This window comes from Pseudomonas sp. MTM4, assembly GCF_019355055.1.
Classification (GTDB): domain Bacteria; phylum Pseudomonadota; class Gammaproteobacteria; order Pseudomonadales; family Pseudomonadaceae; genus Stutzerimonas.
The window spans coordinates 3,635,054-3,655,714 of sequence record NZ_CP048411.1 but is presented as its reverse complement, the minus strand read 5'-3'; the positions used below and the strand labels follow the sequence as shown (position 1 = coordinate 3,655,714).

Below are 20,661 nucleotides of genomic sequence, written 5' to 3'. Positions count from 1 at the left end.
GGCCAATGCCTGTGATAAACTGCGCGGCGGCCACGAGCCGCCTCGTCCCCGGAGCCTCTAGCGGAGCCCAGAAAGCCGATGTCCGATACCTCCCAGCCCAAAACCGTTGCCAGCGGCGAAAAATTCCGCACCACTCAGGGCATCACCGCGATCAAGGACGGGCAGAAACGCCGCGCCTCAAGCGAACCCCAAGTGTTCGAACCCAAGCCCAAGTGGCTGCGGGTCAAGGCACCCAGCGGCAGCCGCTTCGAAGCGGTCAAGCGCAATGTCGGCGAGCACCGTCTGAGCACCGTATGCCAGGAATCCCACTGCCCGAACATGGGCGAATGCTGGTCCAACGGCACGGCCACCATCATGCTGATGGGCTCGGTATGCACCCGCGCGTGCCGCTTCTGCGCGGTGGATACTGGCAATCCCAACGGTTGGCTTGATCAGGAGGAGCCACAGAACACCGCCAAGTCTGTGGAGCTGATGGCGCTGCGCTACATCGTGCTGACCTCAGTAGATCGCGACGACCTTGAAGATGGTGGCGCCAGCCATTACGCGGCCTGCGTGCGGGCAATCAAGGAAAACACCCCGCAAGTTGTGGTCGAGGCATTGACGCCGGATTTCGACGGCGACCACCAGGCCATAGAACGCGTCGTGGATTCCGGCCTGGAGGTATTCGCGCAGAACGTCGAGACGGTCAAGCGCCTTACCCGCGAAGTACGCGACCCCCGCGCTGGCTACGAGAAGACCCTCAAGGTTCTCGAGCACGCCAAGAATCACCGCCCGGAGGTGCTCACAAAGACCAGCCTGATGCTCGGCCTGGGCGAGACCGATGAAGAAATTCTGCAGACCATGGATGATCTGCGCGCCATCGGCGTGGACATCCTCACCCTCGGCCAGTACCTGCAGCCGACCCGCAACCACCTGCCGGTCAAACGCTGGGTTAGCCCGGAAGAATTCAGCCGTTTGCGCGATATCGGTCTGGAAAAGGGCTTTATGGAAGTCGCCGCCGGCCCGCTGGTGCGCTCAAGCTACCGAGCCGACCGGGTGTTCGAGAAGAACAACCTGGGCCTGGCTGCCCCGGTGCCAGTGCCGGGCCAGGCATTTGACAGCAATCTGATTCCGACCCTCACTCTGAACTGATCGGGCCGAACAACGCCGGACCCTGGGCTTTGCCTGGGTCAGGCGTTATATGCGCCAGTCCCGCTCACATTGCGCCCGGCTTAGCTATCTATAGCGTCTGTAGCTCTGCGTAGCCGAGGTGCTTGACCAGCTGTTCACGCAGCCGGGCACCGACCTCGGAAAACGCGACCGGCCTGGCAACCAGATCGGCCAGTTGGGTCATGCTCAAGCCGGCGTGACCGCAGGGGTTGATCCGTCTGAAGGGCTCCAGATCCATGTCCACATTCAGCGCCAGACCATGAAACGAGCGTCCATTACGGATGCGCAGACCCAGCGAAGCGATCTTCGCCCCTTCGACATACACGCCGGGGGCGTCGGGTTTGGCCAAGGCCTGCACATCGTAGCTGGCAAGCAGATCGATTAGGCTTTGTTCAATGCGGCTGACCAGCTCACGCACACCGATGCCCAAGCGCCTCACATCCAGCATCAGATAACACACCAGCTGTCCCGGGCCGTGGTAGGTCACCTGACCACCGCGGTCGACCTGAACCACCGGTATATCGCCGGGTAGCAACAGGTGTTCGGCTTTGCCGGCCTGCCCCTGGGTAAACACCGGTGGATGCTGCAGCAGCCAGATTTCGTCCTTGGTAGTCGGCACACGCTCGTTGGTGAAGCGCTGCATGGCCTGCCAGGTGGGCTCGTACTCGACCAGCCCAAGGTCACGAACACCGAGCGTTGCGGAAGCCATCAGCGAACACCAGATTCAGAAGAATTAATTACCGTCTTGTCGGTAACGTTGCGAGCCAATGGAGCGCTGCCCATCACAGCACCATATGCACGCGCCCGGTAGCGCGCAGATCGGCGTGGATCGCCTGCAACTGCTCGACGCTAGTCGCGGTGATCAGCACCTGAACGGAAAGAAAGCGCCCGTTGCGGCTGTCGCGTGTCACCGTCGTGGTTTCGTCGAAGTTCGGCGCATGCCGCCGGATCACTTCTACCACCGCCTCGTTGAAGCCCTCGCCCGCGTCGCCGATCACCTTGATCGGATAGCGTTCGCAAGGAAATTCGATTTTGGGTGGCTGTGTTTCGCTTTTGCTTTCGGTCATGACGACGGACTCGTGATCCGCAAGCACGCCCGGCGGATAGCCGAGCGCGCTCAGGTGGTATCAGTTGAAGAGGTTGAAGAAGAACAGCCGAATGCTATCCCAGAAACGGCTGAACAGCCCACCTTCCTCCACGGCCTGCAGGGCAATCAGATCGGTGCTCTGCAGCACCTCGCCTTCGAGACTGACTTCGACCTTACCGACCACGTCGCCCTGTTGGATCGGCGCCGTCAGTTCGGGGTTGAACGTCAGGCCGGCCTGCAGCTTGTCCATCTGACCACGCGGAAGGGTGAGCGTCAGGTCATTTGCCAATCCGGCGCTGATCTGGTCCTGCTCGCCTTTCCAGACCCGCGACTGGGCCAGTTCGACACCCTTTTTGTAGAACGTGCGCGTCTCGAAGAAGCGGAAGCCATAGGTCAGCAATTTCTGCGTCTCGGCAGCGCGCGCCTGCTCGCTGTTGGTGCCGAACACGACGCTGATCAAACGCATGTCGTCGCGTACTGCCGACGCCACCAGGCAGTAGCCCGCCTCTTCGGTATGTCCGGTTTTAAGACCATCGACTGTCTTGTCCCGCCACAGCAGCAGATTGCGGTTGGGTTGCTTGATGTTGTTCCAGAAGAATTCCTTCTGCGCATAAATGCCGTAATGCGCCGGATCCTCATAGATGATTGCGCGAGCCAGCTTGGCCATGTCGGCCGCCGAGGAATAGTGATCCGGGTGAGGCAGGCCCGTGGCATTCATGAAATGGGTATTGGTCATGCCCAACCGCTGGGCCGCGCTGTTCATGAGATCAGCGAAGGCTTCCTCGCTGCCGGCGATATGCTCGGCTATCGCCACACTGGCGTCGTTACCGGACTGGATGATGATGCCGTGCAGCAGATCATCGACCGAAACCTGGGTGTTGACCTGGATGAACATCCGGGAGCCGCCGGTTCGCCAGGCTTTTTCGCTGACGGTGACCATGTCGCTTTCGGATATCTGACCCTTATTGATTTCCAGCGTCGCGATGTACGCGGTCATCAGCTTGGTCAGGCTCGCCGGTGGCAAACGCTCGTCACCTGCATTTTCGACCAGCACTTTGCCGCTGGCCGCGTCCATCAGAACGTAGGATTTTGCAGCCAGCTGCGGCGGTGACGGGATGATCGGCGCGGCCCAAGCGGCGGGCGCGACGGCCAACACGACGAGGAGGAACAGGCGGTGCACGAAGGTGGTTATAGTCATTGCGCTCTCAGAAGTGGTGTAGACAAAAACAAACGGCGCTCGGCCAAGACATGGAATGGCCTCATTCGCCACTCACACGCCGCGGATTTCCCAGATTGGCAAGGCGGACGCTCTGCTCCAGCTGCGCGGCCTCATCCGGCGAGTCGATCGGCCCGAGGCGCACCCGGTGCAAAACCTGCTCCTGATGAACCACCGAACTGACGAATACCGGTGCCGTAGTCATGCCGCTGAGCTTGTCGCGTAGCAGCTGAGCGGCATCTGGATTGGCAAACGCACCGACCTGCAGAAACACTCCCGACTGGCCTGCGGCAATCGTGTTGCCGCGATCGACCTGCACCGGCAACGTAGCGCCGGCATGCTGCGCTGGCGGAGGAGTGTACTGTTCGACAGGCTGTGACAGCGAGCGACCAGCGGGCTGACCGGCGACCTTCTGCGGCTGCGCCAGTACCATCGGCGCAGACTGGCCGCGCTCGGCCCACCACCGCTCGGGGTCGATACCTTCGACCTTGACCCGGGCGGTTCCGGTCTCGGCATAGCCCAGTTTTTTCGCCGCCGCAAATGACAGATCGATGATCCGGTCCGAGTAGAAGGGGCCGCGATCGTTGACCCGCAGTACCACAGTCTTACCGTTGTCGACGTTGGTCACCCGGACGTAGCTGGGCAGCGGTAACGTCTTGTGTGCTGCGCTCATGCCGTACAGATCGTACTTCTCGCCGTTGGCGGTAGGCTGCCCGTGGAACTTGGTGCCATACCAGGATGCGGTACCGGTTGCCTGATAGTTGCGTCCATCACCGATCGGATAGTAGGTCTTGCCCAACACGGTGTAGGGATTGGCTTTGAACGGGCCGTTATGCGGCACGGGCGTCGCGTCGGGAATGGCCGAGACGTCGACGTCCCACCAGGGCGCGCCGTCCTTGTGTGGCCGTGAATAGTTATCGGGGCCGCTGATGCCCGTGCTCGGCGCAGGCGTCGAAGGCTGCGGCGGTGTCGGTGACGAGGCGCAACCCGCCACGAGCGCGAGAACGGCAGATACCGCCAGCAGACGAGCGATCATTGCGCGCCTCGTGCCTGGGCCAGTTGCTCGGCAAGCTGATGCACTGCCATGGCGTACATCACGCTGCGGTTGTAACGCGTGATGACGTAGAAATTGGGCAAGCCTACCCAGTATTCATCACCTTCGGCGCCGTCCAGTCGGAAGGCGGTCACGGCCGTGTCGTCTGCGAGCTCCGCCTCGGTCTGCCACTGCCAGCCGAGCTGGCGTAGCTCGGCAGCATTCTTGACCGGTTCGAGCCCTTCGGTCAGGCCTTCACCGTGCCGCTCGCCGTTGACCGTAGCCTTGGCGACCACAGGTGCATCGGCTACCCAGCCGTGCTGCTTGAAGTAATTGGCGGCACTGCCGATGGCATCGACCGGATTCTTCCAGATGTCGATACGGCCGTCGGCATCGAAGTCCACGGCATAGGCGCGGAAGCTACTCGGCATGAATTGCGGTAGCCCCATCGCACCGGCATAGGAGCCAGTCAAAGCCAGCGGGTCGACCTGTTCTTCGCGAGCCAGCAGCAGGAATTCCTTGAGCTGCTGACGGAAGAATGGCTGGCGCGGCGGATAATCGAAGCCCAAGGTCGCCAGCGCATCGATGACACGATAGCTGCCGGTGTTGCGGCCATAGAAGGTCTCAACGCCAATGATCGAAACGATCACCTCGGCCGGCACGCCGTACTCCTGCTCTGCCCGCGATAGCGCGGCCTCATTTTCACGCCAGAAGTCGACACCCTGGGCCACCCGCGAATCGGTTATGAAGATCGGCCGGTATTCCTTCCAGGGTTTGACGCGCTCCGCCGGACGGGAAATGGCGTCGAGAATCGCCTGTTTGCGCTCTGCTTCGGCCAGTATTTCAACCAACTGCTCGCTAGCGAAGCCGTAGTCGTGAGTCATTTCACGCACGAATTCGGCAACCTTGTCGCCCTGATAGTCTGCCGCGAACGCCGTCGGGATTCCGCCAACCACACCGAACAGCCCCGCTCCGCAGAGCACTCGTGCCAACCAGCCACGTCGTAATGGATTCAAGAAATTCACTCTAATCAAACCTGCGCGATCCACTTGCGATGGGTGTGGATCGACATCAAAACCCCGAACCCTGATAGCAGGGTCACCAATGAAGTGCCACCAAAACTGATAAAGGGCAACGGCACCCCTACGACCGGCAGCAATCCGCTGACCATCCCGATATTGATGAAGACGTATACGAAGAACGTCATCGTCAGCGCGCCGGCAAGCAACTTGCCAAACAATGTCTGCGCCTGAACCGTGATGACCAACCCCCGCGCGATCAGCAGAAGATACAGCAGCAGCAGTAGACAGACGCCAACCAGGCCGAACTCCTCGGCCAGGACCGCAATGATAAAGTCCGTATGGCTTTCGGGCAAAAAATCCAGGTGCGACTGGGTGCCGAGCAACCAGCCTTTGCCAAATACCCCGCCCGAGCCGATCGCCGCCTTCGACTGGATGATGTTCCAGCCGGTCCCCAGCGGATCGCTTTCCGGGTCGAGGAAGGTATGCACGCGCTGCTTCTGGTAGTTATGCAGCACGAAATACCACATGCCGACAGCGATGGGCACGAGCGCCGCAATCGCGCCCAGGACCCAGCGCCAGCGCAGCCCGGCGATGAACAGCACGAAGGCACCGGAAACCAGCACCAGCAGCGAAGTGCCCAGGTCCGGCTGTTTGAGAATCAGCACGAAGGGCACCAGGATCAGGCACAGAGTGATGACGGTGTGCTTAATACCGGGCGGCAGTGCGCGGGTGGACAGGTACCAGGCAATGGTCATCGGCATGATGATTTTCATGAATTCCGATGGCTGAAAGCGAATCACGCCAGGAATGTTGATCCAGCGGGTCGCGCCCATTGCCGTATAGCCCACGAACTCCACCGCCAAGAGCAACGCGACGACACCGAGATAGCCGAGCGGCACCCAGCGCGCCATGAAGCGCGGTTCCAGCTGAGCGATGACCAGCATGGCAGTCAGGCCTATGCCGAACGAGGAGGCCTGCTTGATCAGCAGATCCCAGTTTTTGCCGCCGGCCGAATAAAGAATGAACAGACTGCCCGCCGCGAGTGACAGCAGAAGCAACAGCAGCACGCCATCGATGTGCATGCGCTGCAACAAGGTCGCGCGTCGGCGCATCACATCGGTGGTGGACAGCGTGCGATCGAACGTCCCGCTCATGGCTCTTCCACCTCGGCCGTCAGTGGCGGCGCATACTCGGCTTTCAGCTCGCCCGCCTCGTTCAACAACCAGGCATCCATGACCTGCTTGGCAACCGGGGCGGCGACACCAGAGCCGGACTCACCGTTCTCGACCATCACCGCCACCGCAATCTGCGGGTCATGCACCGGCGCGAACGCGACGAACAGCGCATGGTCACGATGCCGTTCGGCAAGTTTCTCGCTGTCGTATCGCTCGCCTTGCTTGATGGCGACCACCTGCGCGGTACCGCTCTTGCCGGCAATACGATAGCTGGCCGTATCGCCGACCTTTCTCGCGGTACCGCGCGCGCCGTGCAGAACCGCCACCATGCCGTCGATGGCAGCATCCCAGTAGTCCGGGTCACGCAACTCGATATCCGGCATCGGCTCCGGATCGACCGGGGACACGCCCTCGATGCTTTTCGCCAGATGCGGCCGAATCCACTTACCGTGAGTGGCCATCAAGGAGGTCGCCTGAGCCAACTGCAATGGCGTGGTCTGCATATAGCCCTGTCCGATGCCGAGAATGACGGTTTCGCCCGGATACCAGGGCTGGCGGTAACGGGCCCGCTTCCATTCCCGGGACGGCATCAGGCCGGCGGTTTCCTCGAACATGTCCAGCGACACACGCTGACCGATGCCGAAGCGGGTCATGTATTCGTGCATCCGATCGATGCCCATCTTGTGGGCCATGTCGTAGAAGTAGGTGTCGTTGGAGCGATAAATCGCAGCCTCCAGATCCACCCAACCATCGCCGCCCCGGTTCCAGTTGCGGTACTTGTGCTTCACGTTCGGCAATTGAAAAAAACCGGGATCGAACACCTTGCTGTTTTCGGTTACCACGCCCGAATCGAGGCCAGCCACCGCCATCATCGGCTTGATGGTCGACCCGGGCGGATACAGGCCGCGCAGCACGCGGTTGAACAGCGGCTGGTCGATGGAATCGCGCAGTTCGCCGTAGGCCTTGAAGCTGATGCCGGTAACGAACAGATTGGGGTCGAAACTCGGCTGACTGACCATCGCCAGCACTTCGCCAGTTGCCGGTTGCAATGCCACCACAGCCCCACGGCGCCCCGCCAGTGCGGCCTCGGCTGCCTCTTGTAGATCCAGATCGAGGGTCAGGGTGATGTCCTTGCCCGGTATCGGATCGGTGCGTTTGAGCACCCGCAGCACGCGCCCGCGCGCATTGGTTTCTACTTCTTCGTAGCCCACCTGACCATGCAGCGAGTCTTCGTAGAACCGCTCGATGCCGGTCTTGCCGATGTGGTGGGTCCCCGCATAATTGACCGGATCGAGCCGCTTGAGCTCCGCCTCGTTGATGCGCCCGACATAGCCGACCGAGTGCGCGAAATGTTCGCGCTGCGGGTAATGCCGGACCAATTGCGCTGCGACCTCGACGCCTGGCAGTCGGAACTGGTCGACGGCGATGCGCGCAATCTGCTCCTCCGACAGTTCGTACATAATCGGCACCGGTTCGAAGGGCCGACGCCCTTGCAGCACGCGCTTCTCGAACAGCTCGCGCTCCTCGCTCGACAATTCGAGCACCTCGACCACGGTATCCAGCGTCTTGCGCCAATCCTCGGCGCGCTCGCGCGTCACCGTCAGGCTGAAACTCGGTCGGTTGTCGGCAATGATCTTGCCGGTCCGATCGAAGATCAGCCCTCTGTTCGGCGGAATGGGCTGGACATGGACGCGGTTGTTTTCCGAGAGCGTGGAATGGTGCTGATACTGCACGACCTGCAGGTAATACAGACGCGCAATCAGCATGCCGGTGAGCAACAACACGAATGCCGCACCCACAAGCACGCGCTGGCGCACCAGACGGGCGTCCTTTTCGTGGTCCTTGAGGGGTATCGGCTGGGACATCTTGGGTTTGGCCGTACTACTTGTGGTAAGGGTGGCCCGACAGCAATGACCAGGCGCGATAAATCTGCTCGCCGATCAGAATGCGTACAAGCGGGTGCGGCAACGTCAGCGGCGACAGCGACCAGCGTTGTTCGCTACGTGCGCAGACCTCGGGAGCCAGGCCCTCCGGCCCGCCAACCATCAGGTTGACGTTGCGCGCATCGAGCCGCCAACGCTCCAGCTCGGTCGCCAGCTGCTCGGTGCTCCAGGGTCGACCCGTCACTTCCAGAGTGACGATACGCTCGCCGGGCTGCACCTTCGCCAGCATGGCTTCGCCTTCCTGGCGAATCAACCGCGCTACGTCAGCATTCTTGCCGCGTGTGTTGAGCGATATTTCATGCAGCTCCAGAGGCAGCTCCGAGGGCAGACGCTTGGCGTATTCATGCCAGCCATCCTCGACCCAGCGCGGCATCTTCGACCCCACCGCGATCAGCTTGATTCGCACGGATCTACCTTATTCCTGCTCACCCGCATGCTGGGCGCGGCTCTGTTCGGCGCCCTGCCAGAGGCGTTCGAGGTCATAGAACTGACGAGTCGGCACCTGCATGACATGAACGACGACATCGCCCAGGTCGAGCAGCGCCCACTCACCGCCGTCCAGACCTTCGCTGCCCAGCGGACGAACGCCCTGCTCCTTGACCTTCTCGAGCACGTTATCGGCCAGCGACTTCACGTGGCGGCTGGAGGTACCGCTGGCGATCACCATGAAATCGGTGACACTGGTCTTGCCGCGAACATCGATGGTGGTGATGTCAGCGCCTTTCAGATCTTCCAGGGCGCTCACGGCCAGCTGGACCAACGAATCATTTTGCATAACTTGAAACAACCTCAGTTCGACGCCCGGTAGAGTCCGTGCGCGTTGATATAGGCCAGTACGGCGTCGGGAACCAGAAAACGGACCGATCGACCACTGGCCAGAAATTGACGAATTCGCGTCGCAGAAACCCCGAGAGGCGCCTGCCAGACGAAAGCGATTTGCCCGCTGCTGCCGGCCAGCGCCAGCGGATCGTTCACGTTGCGTGCCGCCAGCAGATCACGCAGAGCTTCGGGGGCTTCGCTGTCGGCGTCAGGCCGTTGCATGACGAGGACGTGGCAGTGATCGAGCAGCTCATCCCAGCGATGCCAGCTGGGTAAGCCGCAGAACGCGTCCCAACCCATGATAAGAAAGAGCTGATCGTCAGCTTCCATCTCCTCACGTAGCGATTCCAGCGTGTCGAGCGTATACGACGGCTTGTCGCGCTCCAGCTCGCGAGAGTCGACTTTGAGTAGGGGCAATTCCCGCGCCGCCAGCCGGACCATCGCCAGCCGGTCTTGCGCGGAGCTGTTCGGCGTTTCACGGTGCGGCGGGCGGAAATTCGGAACCAGGCGAACCTCGTCGAGCCCGAGCGCTTCAGCCACTTCCACAGCCCCGCGCAAGTGCCCGATGTGCACCGGATCGAAGGTGCCACCGAGAACACCGATGCGCCGTGGCGTGCGGGCAATGCTCATCAAGTACGCACGTGGCCGTCGCCGAAGACCACATATTTCTCGCTGGTCAGACCTTCCAGGCCAACCGGTCCGCGTGCGTGCAGCTTATCGGTAGAAATGCCGATTTCTGCACCCAGGCCGTATTCGAAGCCGTCCGCGAAACGCGTGGAGGCGTTGACCATCACCGACGCCGAGTCGACTTCGGTGATGAAACGGCGGGCATCGGTGAAATTTTCCGTGACGATCGCATCGGTATGCTGCGAGCCGTAACGGTTGATATGTTCGATGGCCTCGCCCAGGGAATCGACCAGCCGGATCGAAAGAATCGGCGCGTTGTATTCGGTGGACCAATCTTCCTCACTCGCGGTCAGCACCTCACCACCGAGCAGTTCGCAGGTACGCGGGCAACCGCGCAATTCGACGCCCTTGTCGCGGTAGATAGCGGCCAGCGGCGGCAGCACGCGGCCGGCAACGGCAGCGTGCACCAGCAACGTTTCCATGGTGTTGCAGGGTGCGTAGCGCTGGGTTTTGGCGTTGTCGGCGACGCGAATGGCCTTGTCGATATCGGCGGCCTGGTCGATGAACACATGGCAGATGCCGTCCAGGTGCTTGATCACCGGGACCTTGGCGTCGCGACTGATGCGTTCGATCAGGCCCTTGCCGCCACGCGGAACGATCACATCAACAAATTCCGGCATGGTGATCAGCGCACCGACAGCGGCACGATCGGTGGTTTCGACGACCTGCACCGCAGCGGCTGGCAATTCGGCTTCGGCCAGCCCCAGCTGGATGCAGCGAGCAATCGCCTGATTCGAATGAATCGCCTCCGAGCCGCCACGCAGGATGGTGGCGTTACCGGATTTCAAGCAAAGGCTGGCGGCGTCGATGGTCACGTTCGGCCGCGATTCGTAGATGATGCCTACCACGCCGAGCGGCACACGCATCTTGCCAACCTGAATGCCGGACGGCAGGTAGCGCATGTCGCGAATTTCGCCGATGGGGTCCGGCAGGGTCGCGACCTGGCGCAGGCCCTCGATCATGTCGTCGATACGCGCTGGGGTCAGCGCCAGGCGATCGATCATCGCCTCGTCCAGACCATAGGCGCGTCCTGCCGCCAGGTCTCGCTGATTGGCTTCGACCAGCTCGCTGCGCGCAGCGTCCAGCGCAGCGGCGGCGGCATGCAGTGCGCGATTCTTCTGTGCGGTGGTGGCACGGGCGAGCACACGCGACGCCTCGCGCGCGGCGCGACCGAGGCGGGTCATGTAGTCGATTACGGACTCGGTCATGGTCTGGCTGGCCTGACTGGAGGGAAAGCGGCTGATTATAGCCACCCACGCGCCCCACGCACAGCGGCGCCGGGCGAATGGCAGGCAAGCGCACCAATGCTTGCGCGATAACCGCCACTCATTGCACGGCAACCCGCGAGATCAAGCCGTCGCCGGCCGGAACCGAGCCCCATGCCTCCGGCGCTATCATGCAGCGCATTGAAACCGGAACACCCACGGCCGGTCGAAACCGTCTCGACGAAAGGAAAACCTCCGATGCCCGAATGGCTCACCGCGCTCACCAGCTGGCTCTCCGAGCATCCGCAATGGCTGGGGCTGAGTCTGTTTCTGGTGGCCTGCCTGGAATGTCTGGCCGTGGTCGGCCTGCTGATGCCCGGCACCGTGCTGGTGTTCGCCATCGCCGTGCTCGCCGGCAGTGGCGTTCTGAGTCTCGGCGAGACATTGCTACTGGGCTATGCCGGCGGCCTGCTGGGCGATCTGCTGTCCTACGGACTCGGACGCCGTTATCACCAGAACATCCGCAGCATGCGCGGCCTGCGCAACCATCCGGAATGGCTGACGCGAGCCGAGCTGTATTTTGGCCGTTACGGCATTGCCAGCCTTCTCGTGGGGCGTTTCATCGGCCCCCTGCGACCCATGTTGCCGCTTACCGCTGGCATGCTGGACATGCCGTTCGGGCGTTTTCTGCTGGTGAGCCTGTTCGCCGCGGCAGGCTGGTCGATGGCCTATCTGCTACCAGGCTGGACGGCCGGCGCCGCCGTACGATTGCCACTACCGGATGGTTTCTGGGGCGAGGCAGGGATCGTCATTGGCGCGCTATTGCTGCTCATCGGTGGGGTCGTGCATTGCAGCCTGCATCAGGTGCGCTGGGTCACGCCGCTGGCTGCCGCCCTGAGCACCGCCATTCTGATCGGCCTGTTCATCGGCTGGCCTTATCTGGTCGAGTTCGACGAGGGCCTAATGGCGGTCGTGCAGGGTGAACGCAGCCCGATATTCGACCGTTTCATGGTGGTGGTAACCCGTGCCGGTGATTACCACACACAACTGTGGGCGGCAGTGCTATTGAGCGTGCTGCTGCTCGCCCTGAGACAGACTCGCGCGGCGGTTTTCGCCATTCTCACGCTGCTGGGCACCGCGCTGGCGAACGGCGCGCTGAAGGCGACGTTCGGGCGGATCCGACCGGATATTCTGGTCGAGCCCCTGAGCACTTACAGCTTTCCCAGCGGCCACAGTTCGGCGGCGTTCGCGTTCTTTCTTACCCTTGGAGTGCTCGCCGGGCGCGGACAGCCGCCGCGCCTGCGCCTTGCCTGGGTGCTGCTGGGCGGACTGCCGGCAACCGCCATCGCGCTGTCACGGGTTTACCTGGGCGTGCACTGGCCTACCGATGTGATCGCCGGCGCCCTACTCGCCTCAGTCTTCTGCGCGGCGAGCCTGACCATCGTGCAATGGCGTACGCCCATGGCGGCGCTCGCACCTAAAGTCTGGTGGCTGATTCTGCCGGCGACCGTAGGACTGATCGGCGCCTTTACCATCTGGGCGCTGCCAGGCGCCATGCTGCTGTATCGCTATCAATAACGCACCGTCGCTATTCGCCGGCATCACCCTGCAATTGTTCGAGCCAACGCTGAATGCGCTGTAGTTGCAACCGCGGATCGTCCAGCTGGAGCAGTTCGATTTTCTGCTCCGGCTGAAAAGGCAACAGATAGGCCAGTTGATGCGCCAGCGAGCATTGCCCCTGCACCGCTCCGCCCATGCCCAGCGTCTCGACCACGGGATGCTGGCCCAAGGCTTCGAGCAACGTCACCAGATCGGCATGCTCGTCGCCCAAGGGGCGCTCATCGATTTCGTCGCGCCAGCTGATGTCGGCGACCGTCAGCTGGTCGCGCTGCACCTCGGCCGAATGCACATCGAAACGACGACCACCCTCAACGCGGATGCCGAGCAAGCCATTGGGGCGCTGCTGCCAATCGCGGATCAGCGCCTCGCAACCGGTCAGTGCGTATTCGCTCGCTGCCAAGCCCACCTCGCTGCCCTCGATGATGCGGACCACACCAAAGCCGTGCCCCGCTTTCAGGCAACTGCTGACCATGTCCAGATAGCGCGCCTCGAATATCTGCAAATCCAGGGTGCAACCGGGGAACAACACGGTATCGAGCGGAAACAACGGCAGCTTCATTCGGACTCCTTAGGGTCTGTTGGCGTTTCGTCACGGCCGCGGCGGAGCCGGTTTTAGCGCGAGACAAGGCGCGAGTCGCGCAGTTTGGTAGTTCCAAATAAGCGACGAGAAACGCAGTATCGCGCTAAAACCGGCCCGCCCCTTCGGGTGGGGCCGCCTAGGTTGCGCGGCAAATGACGCCATGCGGCGTTGCGGGACTTGGCAAGGGAGCGACCATTACCTGCGTCCCGCGCCTTGCGGAACGCCGCCCGGCCTGGCGACATTTGTCACAGCAACGCGGCTCGCGACGAAACGTCAACAGACCCTATGACAACAGCAACACGGCCAGCGGCAGCAGCACCGCCGTCATGACACCCATCAAACTCATGGCCAGCGCCGCGAAAGCACCGCACTCGTCGCCTTCCTGCAGCGCTTGCGCGGTGCCCACCGCGTGAGCGGTCAGGCCCAGCGCCATGCCCCGGGCCGCTGGATGCTGAACGCCGAATCGGCGCAACAGTTCCGGACCGATGATCGCGCCGATGATACCGGTGATCATCACGAACACCGCCGCCAGCGCCACCACGCCGCCGATCTGCTCGGCCACCAGCATGGCAATGGGCGAGGTCACGGACTTGGGCGCCAGCGTCATCAGGATCATCTGATCGGCACCGAATGCCCAGGCCAGCGCCATGCCCAGCGCCGTAGCGCCGGTACCGGCCAACAGCAGGGTGAGCATGATCGGCCCGAACAACTCGCGAATCCGCCGCAGATTGAGATACAGCGGCACGGCCAGCGCCACCGTGGCCGGGCCGAGCAGCACGGTGAGCATCTGCGCACTGTCACGGTATTCGTAATAGCTGAGACCACAGGCCAGCAGAATGCCGACGACCACCAGCATCGAAACCAGCACCGGCTGCAGAAACACCCAACGGGTCTTTTCGTAGGCGGCGAACGCCAACTGGAATGCCGCCAGGGTAATCGCCACGCCAAATAGCGGATGGTGAATCACCGCCTCCCAGGCCGCCTGCCATTGCACCGCGATCATGCTCGCTCCGCCTTGCGCTGCTGGCGGCGAATCAGTGCCTGCATCAACCAGCCGGTGAATACCAGCGACACCACCAGAGAAACCACCAGCACCCCGACGATGGCCCAGAAATCCTCGAGAATCGCCTCGGTATAGGCCATCACGCCCACAGCTGGCGGGACCAGCAGCAGCGGCAGATAACGCAATAGACTCCTGGCCGCCAATTGCAGCGACTCGCTGGCCTGGCCGCGCATCAGCAGCGCCACGAACAGCAGCAGAAGACCAATGATCGGCCCCGGCAATATCGGCAGCATCAGCACGTTGAGTGCAGTGCCGAGCAATTGGAACAGCACCAGCCAGGTTAGCCCGCGTAGCAGCATGAAAGCCTCCGAAGCAAAAGACGCGCGATTATACGTCCCGCTTCCACAACGAGCCCTGTCACAGGCCGGCTCGACCTATGACCCACCATTCGCGGCAACCATGCTTGGTTGATTCATCACCAGGCGCGTGCTGATCTAACTAAAACAAAAAACCCGGAGGACATATGCCGCAGGTACCCGTAGCAGAACTCAAGGACTACATTGGCAAGGAGCTTGGCCGCTCCGAATGGTTCACTGTCGACCAGCAGCGAGTCGACCAGTTCGCCGATTGCACTGGCGATCACCAATTCATCCATATCGATCCCGAAAAGGCCGCACAGACGCCGTTCGGTGGGACCATCGCGCATGGCTTCCTGTCTCTGTCGTTACTGCCAATGCTGATGGAGGACCTGATGGTCCGCCCCGAAGGCATCAAGATGGGCGTGAATTATGGCCTCGACAGCCTGCGCTTCATCCAGCCGGTCAGGGTCGGGTCGCGGGTTCGCGTGGCGGCGACGCTGCTGGACGCACACGAGAAGAATCCGGGGCAATGGCTGCTCAAATGCCGCGCCGTGATGGAAATCGAAGGTGTGGAAAAACCCGCCTACATCGCCGAAACCCTGGCGCTCTGCATCCTCTGATCAGGCCGGGTGCGCCGGTCCCGCACCCCGTCCCGTTTACGGCATACTGCGGGTATCCCGCCTTCCGGATGACCGCATGCGCCACCTCGCCCCGCTCCTGTTTGTCAGCCTCCTTGCCGCGTGTGGCGACGGCGAGCCGCTGCTGCCCGCCGATGCCGTACTGCCAGATGGAGGACGCTATCGGGGCGAGATCGTCGATGGTCTTTTGCAGGGCCAAGGACGCATCGACTACCCCAACGGCAGCTACTACACAGGGACATTCAAGGACGGCCAATGGCACGGCCACGGCCGCTGGCAAGGCGCCAACGGTGACCGCTACGACGGTGAATTCAAACAGGGGCTGTTCGATGGCCAAGGGCGCTTCAGCTATGCAACAGGCGGCGTGTATGAAGGCCGTTTCGAGCGCGGCAGCCTCAACGGCGCGGGGCGCTATAGCGAGCCGGGCCTGAGCTACGAGGGAGAATTCAAAAACGACCTCTACGAGGGCACCGGCAAACTGGCGAGCGCCGACGGCGTCACGTACGAAGGCGAATTCGCCGCCGGCCAGCTCCATGGCGAAGGCACCCGCAGCGACGCGAGCGGGGTGTTCATCGGCACCTTCGTCAATGGCAGCCTGAACGGTGAAGGCGTCTATCGCGGCAGCAGCGGCGAGCACTACCTGGGCGGTTTCGAGAACGATCTGTTTCACGGGCAAGGCCGCTATGAGGACGCCAACGGCGACGTTTGGAAAGGCACCTTCAAGCAGGGCGAACTGAGCGGCAAAGGTGAGTACGCCAGCATCGACGGTACGCGCTACAGCGGTGAGTTCAGACAGTGGCAGTATCACGGCAAGGGCCGTCTGGAGCAGCCGGACGGCAGCCTCTACCAGGGCGATTTCCGTGCGGGACGTTTCGAAGGCACCGGCACCCTTACCCGTGCCGACGGCACCAAACAATCCGGCACATGGCGCGCCGGTCGCCTCATCGAGGACAGCAGCGGCAAGCACCTGAGCGACCCGCTGGAGCTGGGTCTGTTGAATCAAGGGCGTCTACTCTCCGAGGCGCTCGACGCGGTTCCGCCCTCGACGCCGGCCGCCGAGCTCTACAGCCTGACCTTCGCCGGCGATGGCCAGCAAAGCGTGTTTCTTCGCGAAGTGGATTACGTCGACCGGCTGCTGACCGAGCGTTTCGCCGCGCGAGGCCAGATCAGCCTGGCCAACCACCGCGACCATATCGCCGACCGCCCGCTGGCCACGCGCGAGAATCTTTCACGGGCCATCCAGACGCTCGCCGAGCGCAGCGGCCCCGAGGACCTGATCTTCATTTACCTCACCAGCCACGGCTCGGCTGATCACGAGCTTGCGGTAGCGCAGCCGCGGCTGGCGCTGGAAGATTTGCCTGCCGCCGAGCTGGCACGATTGCTGGCCCCGCTCGCCGATCGCAACAAGTTGGTGGTGATCTCCGCCTGCTATTCCGGCGGTTTCATCGAGCCATTGAAAAGCCAGAACACCTTGGTGATTACCGCCGCGCGCGCCGACCGGGTGTCCTTCGGCTGCTCCGAGGAAAGCGACTTCACCTATTTCGGCCGTGCCTTGTTCGCCGAAGCCCTGCATGAAACCAGCGATATTCTGCAAGCGTTCACACTGGCGCAGGCGAAGGTTGCCGAACGGGAGCAAGCCGACCACTATCAGGCTTCGGAACCACAAATCTGGGCGCCGGAGCAGGTTGTCGAACACTGGCGTGCACTGACCGAACAACCGTCCACGTCGACCGACTGATCGTTACAGGAAGCCAAACCATGTATTTGACGCCACAGCGTATTTTGCTTGCCGGCGCCACCGGGCTGACCGGCGAGCATCTGCTCGACCGCCTGCTCAACGAACCCACCGTGGAGTGCGTTCTGGCTCCCAGCCGCAAATCGCTGGCCGAGCACCCGCGGTTGGAAAACCCGGTCGGCCCCCTGCAAACACTCTTGCCGCACCTGTCGGGCGAGCTCGATACCGCGTTCTGCTGCCTGGGCAGTACCATCAAGGAAGCGGGAAGTCAGGACGCCTTCCGCGCCATCGATCACGACTTGGTCGTGGAATTCGCTAAACGCGCCCGCGAACTGGGCGCGAGGCACCTGCTAGTGATTAGCGCACTAGGCGCCAACCCGGACAGCTCGATCTTCTATTGCCGAGTCAAAGGTGAGATGGAAGAAGCGCTGCGCGCTCAGGACTGGCCGCAACTGACTATCGTCCGCCCGGCCCAACTTCTGGGCCCACGCATGGAAGTGCGCCCCATGGAGCGGTTGACCGCCCCACTTTCCTATCTGTTGCCCGGCAAGTATCGCGGCATCTCGGCCTGCATCCTCGCCCGCGCACTCTGGCGCCTGGCATTGGAAGACGGAGAAGGGACTCGGGTGGTCGAGTCGGACGAATTGAGGCGATTGGGGCGGTAACGAAGAAGCTGCAAGCTGCAAGCTGCAAGCTGCAAGCGAATCAGTGTGCGGGCAGGTACTTGCTGCCAAACTCTGCCTGCTTTCACTTAGAGCTTGGAGCTTGCCGCTGTTTCTTCAGCCCTTAATGAAATGCGCTCGATAGTGACGCAGCTCTGCGATCGATTCGCGAATGTCGTCCAGCGCCAGATGCGTGTTGCCCTTCTTGAAACTGGCCAGCACATCCGGCGCCCAGCGTGCGGCCAGTTCCTTGAGAGTGGAGACGTCCAGGTTGCGGTAATGGAAATAAGCTTCCAGGCGAGGCATACGGCGGTATAGGAAGCGTCGGTCCTGGCAGATGCTGTTGCCGCAGATCGGCGACTTGCCCTTCGGCACCCACTGTTCCAAAAACGCCAGCGTCTGCGCCTCGGCCTCCTCGGTGGAGATCCTGCTCTCACGCACCCGCTGCGTCAGCCCGGAACCGCCGTGCTGGCGCGTATTCCATTCATCCATACCGGCAAGAATCTCGTCGCTCTGGTGAACGGCGATGACCGGCCCTTCGGCCAGTACGTTTAGCTGGCTATCGGTGACGATAGTAGCCATCTCGATGATGACGTCGTTATCCGGATCCAGACCGGTCATTTCCAGGTCGATCCAGATGAGATTCTGCGGGTTCTGCATGATGAGCTCCTTGGCTGTGGCGCGCAGTTTAGCCGCTGGCGGGACGCCCGTCAGGCTGTGAATCGGCGCCGGGTCGCCAGATCAGCAGGCGCGAGTGGCGCCAATCATCGACCGGCAGACTCTCCTGCGCCTCGACCCCCGGCACCTCGAAGCTGTTGCTGATCAGCAGCGCGTCCGACCGCATCTCGGCACACGCCTTACGCCACAGCGCCGGCATGGGCGCCGGTGACAGGAAGCAATAGACCACATCGTAACGGCCCAGGGGCTCGCGCCAGAAACTGCGAAACCGCACCCGGCAGTTGCGCTGGAACAGGCAGCGCAGCCAGCACAGCGCGAACGTCAGCGGCGCGGTTTCGACGCCGACGAAGTGCGCCGACGGATAAGCCCGCGCCAGCCGCACTAGCGTACCGCCAAGCCCGCTGCCCAGATCGATGAAGCGAAAGCCGTCCGGCAACCGCGCCAGTCGCTCGACCAGGCGGCGCTCGGCCGCCGTGCCGGTCAGGTACAGCGGCACTCGCTCGATCAGTGCATTGCCATTGAGCAAGAGCAACACCAGGAAGCCGACCAGCAACGACCAGGGCGGCAGAGAATGGCCCTGCAACAGCACCAGCCCCGGCACGAAGGCGAGGTTGATCGGCAGCCACCAGCGCGACAGCCCGAGCAGATGCCCGAGCAGCGCGGCAAGCGAGCCCTGCAGCCAGGCGGCCGTCAGCAGGCTCACATGCCAACCCGCCAATCGAGCCAGTGCCAGCAACAGCAGCCAGCTGATGAGCAGCGATGACAGCTGGCTGAACAACGCCAACAAGGCGGGAAATCGCGCAATTGAAAAGGCAGGCATGAGGTCATGTCTTAGCGAGATGTGACGTCGAGTCTAACTGGCCAGAACCACGCCATACAGGCCCCAGCGCGCCATCGTCGGCATGCTAGACTCGCCTACTTTCCAAGCCTGGGCACCCTACGCAAATGGCCAAACGCCAACTCAACCGCCGGCAAAGCTGGCGCATCGAGAAGATCCAGGAAGAGCGCGCCTCGCGTGCGGCGCGACGGGAATCACGCGCAGTGGAAGAACTGGAAGGCGGTGATCTGGGGCCGGAGCAGACGGGCCTGGTCATCGCGCACTTCGGCGTGCAGGTCGAAGTCGAGGCGCAGGAAGGCGAGCACCGCGGCCAGGTTTTCCGCTGCCACTTGCGCGCCAATCTGCCTGCCCTGGTCACGGGCGACAGGGTGGTCTGGAGGCCGGGCAATCAGGGCATCGGCGTAATCGTCGCGCAGTTGCCCCGCCAATCCGAACTCTGCCGGCCCGACACGCGCGGCCAACTCAAGCCGGTCGCGGCCAATGTCGATCTGATCGTCATCGTCTTCGCCCCCTTGCCGGAGCCGCACGCCAACCTCATCGACCGCTATCTGATCGCCGCCGAGCATGCGGGTATCACCCCACTGCTGCTGTTGAACAAGGCGGACCTGATCAATGCGCAAAACGAAGGTGCACTCAACGCGCTGCTCTCGGTCTACCGCGAACTCGGCTACCCGCTGATGGAAGTCTCCGCCCACGACGGCGCAGGCATGGATGCACTGAAAGCGCGGCTCGACGGCCATGTCAGCGTATTCGTCGGCCAGTCAGGCGTGGGTAAATCATCGTTGGTGAACAGCCTGCTACCGGGCGTCGACACGCGCGTCGGCGCATTGTCGGAAATGACCGGCAAGGGCACCCACACTACGACCACCGCGCGGCTATTCCATTTTCCCGGCGGCGGCGAATTGATCGACTCGCCCGGCATCCGTGAATTCGGTCTGGGACACGTCAGCCGAGCCGATGTGGAAGCCGGATTCGTCGAGTTCCAGGATCTGTTGGGGCACTGCCGGTTCCGCGACTGCAAGCACGACCGCGAGCCCGGCTGCGCTCTGCTGAAGGCGCTGGAGCAAGGACAGGTCCAGCCACAACGCATGGCCAGTTATCGCTACATCATCAGCACCCTGTCGGAAGCGGATTATTAGCCTGGGGCTGGATAGCATTCGGTTCGCTGCTGTATTTAAGCTGTTTCTTTCCAGCTTTCCCTTCCAGCCTTCC

The 20,661-nt window shown here is 62.4% G+C and carries 22 protein-coding genes; 6 read left to right on the top strand and 16 right to left on the bottom strand.

What is annotated here, in order from left to right:
* Positions 1-78: 78 nt before the first annotated feature.
* Complete coding sequence (gene lipA / locus GYM54_RS16765) at positions 79-1,131, top strand: lipoyl synthase (RefSeq protein WP_181099788.1); 1,053 nt, start codon at positions 79-81, stop codon at positions 1,129-1,131.
* 88 nt (positions 1,132-1,219) lie between these two features.
* Here the strand turns inward: lipA and lipB are convergent, their stop codons facing one another.
* The 11 genes from lipB to GYM54_RS16710 all read right to left on the bottom strand — a co-directional run bounded on the left by lipB (position 1,220) and on the right by GYM54_RS16710 (position 11,339).
* Positions 1,220-1,858, bottom strand: coding sequence for a lipoyl(octanoyl) transferase LipB (lipB, locus tag GYM54_RS16760; protein WP_181099786.1), 639 nt, complete (start codon positions 1,856-1,858; stop codon positions 1,220-1,222).
* 73 nt (positions 1,859-1,931) lie between these two features.
* A complete protein-coding gene (locus GYM54_RS16755) occupies positions 1,932-2,216 on the bottom strand; it encodes a DUF493 domain-containing protein (RefSeq protein ID WP_181099784.1) in 285 nt (94 codons plus the stop codon).
* Between the two features lie 60 nt (positions 2,217-2,276).
* Positions 2,277-3,434 carry a D-alanyl-D-alanine carboxypeptidase family protein gene (locus GYM54_RS16750; RefSeq protein WP_181099782.1) on the bottom strand — a complete coding sequence of 386 codons (1,158 nt, stop codon included), beginning with the start codon at positions 3,432-3,434 and terminating at the stop codon, positions 2,277-2,279.
* A gap of 61 nt (positions 3,435-3,495) precedes the next feature.
* Complete coding sequence (locus GYM54_RS16745; protein ID WP_181099780.1) at positions 3,496-4,488, bottom strand: septal ring lytic transglycosylase RlpA family protein; 993 nt, start codon at positions 4,486-4,488, stop codon at positions 3,496-3,498.
* Complete coding sequence (gene mltB, locus GYM54_RS16740) at positions 4,485-5,468, bottom strand: lytic murein transglycosylase B (RefSeq protein ID WP_181100237.1); 984 nt, start codon at positions 5,466-5,468, stop codon at positions 4,485-4,487. The genes GYM54_RS16745 and mltB overlap by 4 nt, the downstream gene beginning before the upstream one ends.
* A 47-nt stretch (positions 5,469-5,515) precedes the next feature.
* Positions 5,516-6,619 carry a rod shape-determining protein RodA gene (rodA, locus tag GYM54_RS16735; protein WP_177493041.1) on the bottom strand — a complete coding sequence of 368 codons (1,104 nt, stop codon included), beginning with the start codon at positions 6,617-6,619 and terminating at the stop codon, positions 5,516-5,518.
* 38 nt (positions 6,620-6,657) lie between these two features.
* Positions 6,658-8,547 (bottom strand): penicillin-binding protein 2, encoded by a 1,890-nt coding sequence (gene mrdA / locus GYM54_RS16730; protein WP_181099778.1) that lies wholly within the window; start codon positions 8,545-8,547, stop codon positions 6,658-6,660.
* Positions 8,548-8,563: 16 nt separating this feature from the next.
* Entirely contained in the window at positions 8,564-9,031 is a 468-nt protein-coding gene (gene rlmH / locus GYM54_RS16725; protein WP_181099776.1) for a 23S rRNA (pseudouridine(1915)-N(3))-methyltransferase RlmH, read from the bottom strand.
* 9 nt (positions 9,032-9,040) lie between these two features.
* Positions 9,041-9,400: a ribosome silencing factor gene (gene rsfS / locus GYM54_RS16720; RefSeq protein ID WP_021209688.1), complete on the bottom strand. Its 360-nt coding sequence runs from the start codon at positions 9,398-9,400 to the stop codon at positions 9,041-9,043.
* A gap of 14 nt (positions 9,401-9,414) precedes the next feature.
* A complete protein-coding gene (gene nadD / locus GYM54_RS16715) occupies positions 9,415-10,074 on the bottom strand; it encodes a nicotinate-nucleotide adenylyltransferase (protein ID WP_181099774.1) in 660 nt (219 codons plus the stop codon).
* Complete coding sequence (locus tag GYM54_RS16710; protein WP_197444956.1) at positions 10,074-11,339, bottom strand: glutamate-5-semialdehyde dehydrogenase; 1,266 nt, start codon at positions 11,337-11,339, stop codon at positions 10,074-10,076. The genes nadD and GYM54_RS16710 overlap by 1 nt, the downstream gene beginning before the upstream one ends.
* A 255-nt stretch (positions 11,340-11,594) precedes the next feature.
* On the opposite strand from GYM54_RS16710, the gene GYM54_RS16705 reads away from it, so the two are divergent.
* A complete protein-coding gene (locus GYM54_RS16705) occupies positions 11,595-12,914 on the top strand; it encodes a bifunctional DedA family/phosphatase PAP2 family protein (protein WP_181099769.1) in 1,320 nt (439 codons plus the stop codon).
* 10 nt (positions 12,915-12,924) lie between these two features.
* On the opposite strand, the gene GYM54_RS16700 is transcribed toward GYM54_RS16705, so the two are convergent.
* The 3 genes from GYM54_RS16700 to GYM54_RS16690 all read right to left on the bottom strand — a co-directional run bounded on the left by GYM54_RS16700 (position 12,925) and on the right by GYM54_RS16690 (position 14,898).
* Entirely contained in the window at positions 12,925-13,515 is a 591-nt protein-coding gene (locus GYM54_RS16700) for an LON peptidase substrate-binding domain-containing protein (protein ID WP_131649684.1), read from the bottom strand.
* Between the two features lie 304 nt (positions 13,516-13,819).
* Positions 13,820-14,530, bottom strand: a complete 711-nt coding sequence (locus GYM54_RS16695; RefSeq protein ID WP_165914229.1) for an LrgB family protein — start codon at positions 14,528-14,530, stop codon at positions 13,820-13,822.
* Between the two features lie 5 nt (positions 14,531-14,535).
* Entirely contained in the window at positions 14,536-14,898 is a 363-nt protein-coding gene (locus GYM54_RS16690; protein ID WP_131649682.1) for a CidA/LrgA family protein, read from the bottom strand.
* 164 nt (positions 14,899-15,062) lie between these two features.
* Between GYM54_RS16690 and GYM54_RS16685 the strand changes: the two genes are divergently transcribed.
* From GYM54_RS16685 to GYM54_RS16675, 3 genes are all read left to right on the top strand, one after another.
* A complete protein-coding gene (locus tag GYM54_RS16685; protein WP_181099768.1) occupies positions 15,063-15,518 on the top strand; it encodes a MaoC family dehydratase in 456 nt (151 codons plus the stop codon).
* A 76-nt stretch (positions 15,519-15,594) separates the two neighbouring features.
* Entirely contained in the window at positions 15,595-17,274 is a 1,680-nt protein-coding gene (locus tag GYM54_RS16680; RefSeq protein WP_181099766.1) for a C13 family peptidase, read from the top strand.
* A 20-nt stretch (positions 17,275-17,294) separates the two neighbouring features.
* Positions 17,295-17,936 carry an oxidoreductase gene (locus tag GYM54_RS16675; protein WP_181099764.1) on the top strand — a complete coding sequence of 214 codons (642 nt, stop codon included), beginning with the start codon at positions 17,295-17,297 and terminating at the stop codon, positions 17,934-17,936.
* Between the two features lie 114 nt (positions 17,937-18,050).
* On the opposite strand, the gene orn is transcribed toward GYM54_RS16675, so the two are convergent.
* Positions 18,051-18,593, bottom strand: coding sequence for an oligoribonuclease (orn, locus tag GYM54_RS16670; protein ID WP_131649678.1), 543 nt, complete (start codon positions 18,591-18,593; stop codon positions 18,051-18,053).
* Between the two features lie 28 nt (positions 18,594-18,621).
* Positions 18,622-19,431 (bottom strand): class I SAM-dependent methyltransferase, encoded by an 810-nt coding sequence (locus GYM54_RS16665; protein WP_181099762.1) that lies wholly within the window; start codon positions 19,429-19,431, stop codon positions 18,622-18,624.
* Positions 19,432-19,556: 125 nt separating this feature from the next.
* Between GYM54_RS16665 and rsgA the strand changes: the two genes are divergently transcribed.
* Positions 19,557-20,588, top strand: a complete 1,032-nt coding sequence (rsgA, locus tag GYM54_RS16660; RefSeq protein ID WP_181099759.1) for a small ribosomal subunit biogenesis GTPase RsgA — start codon at positions 19,557-19,559, stop codon at positions 20,586-20,588.
* Positions 20,589-20,661: the final 73 nt, after the last annotated feature.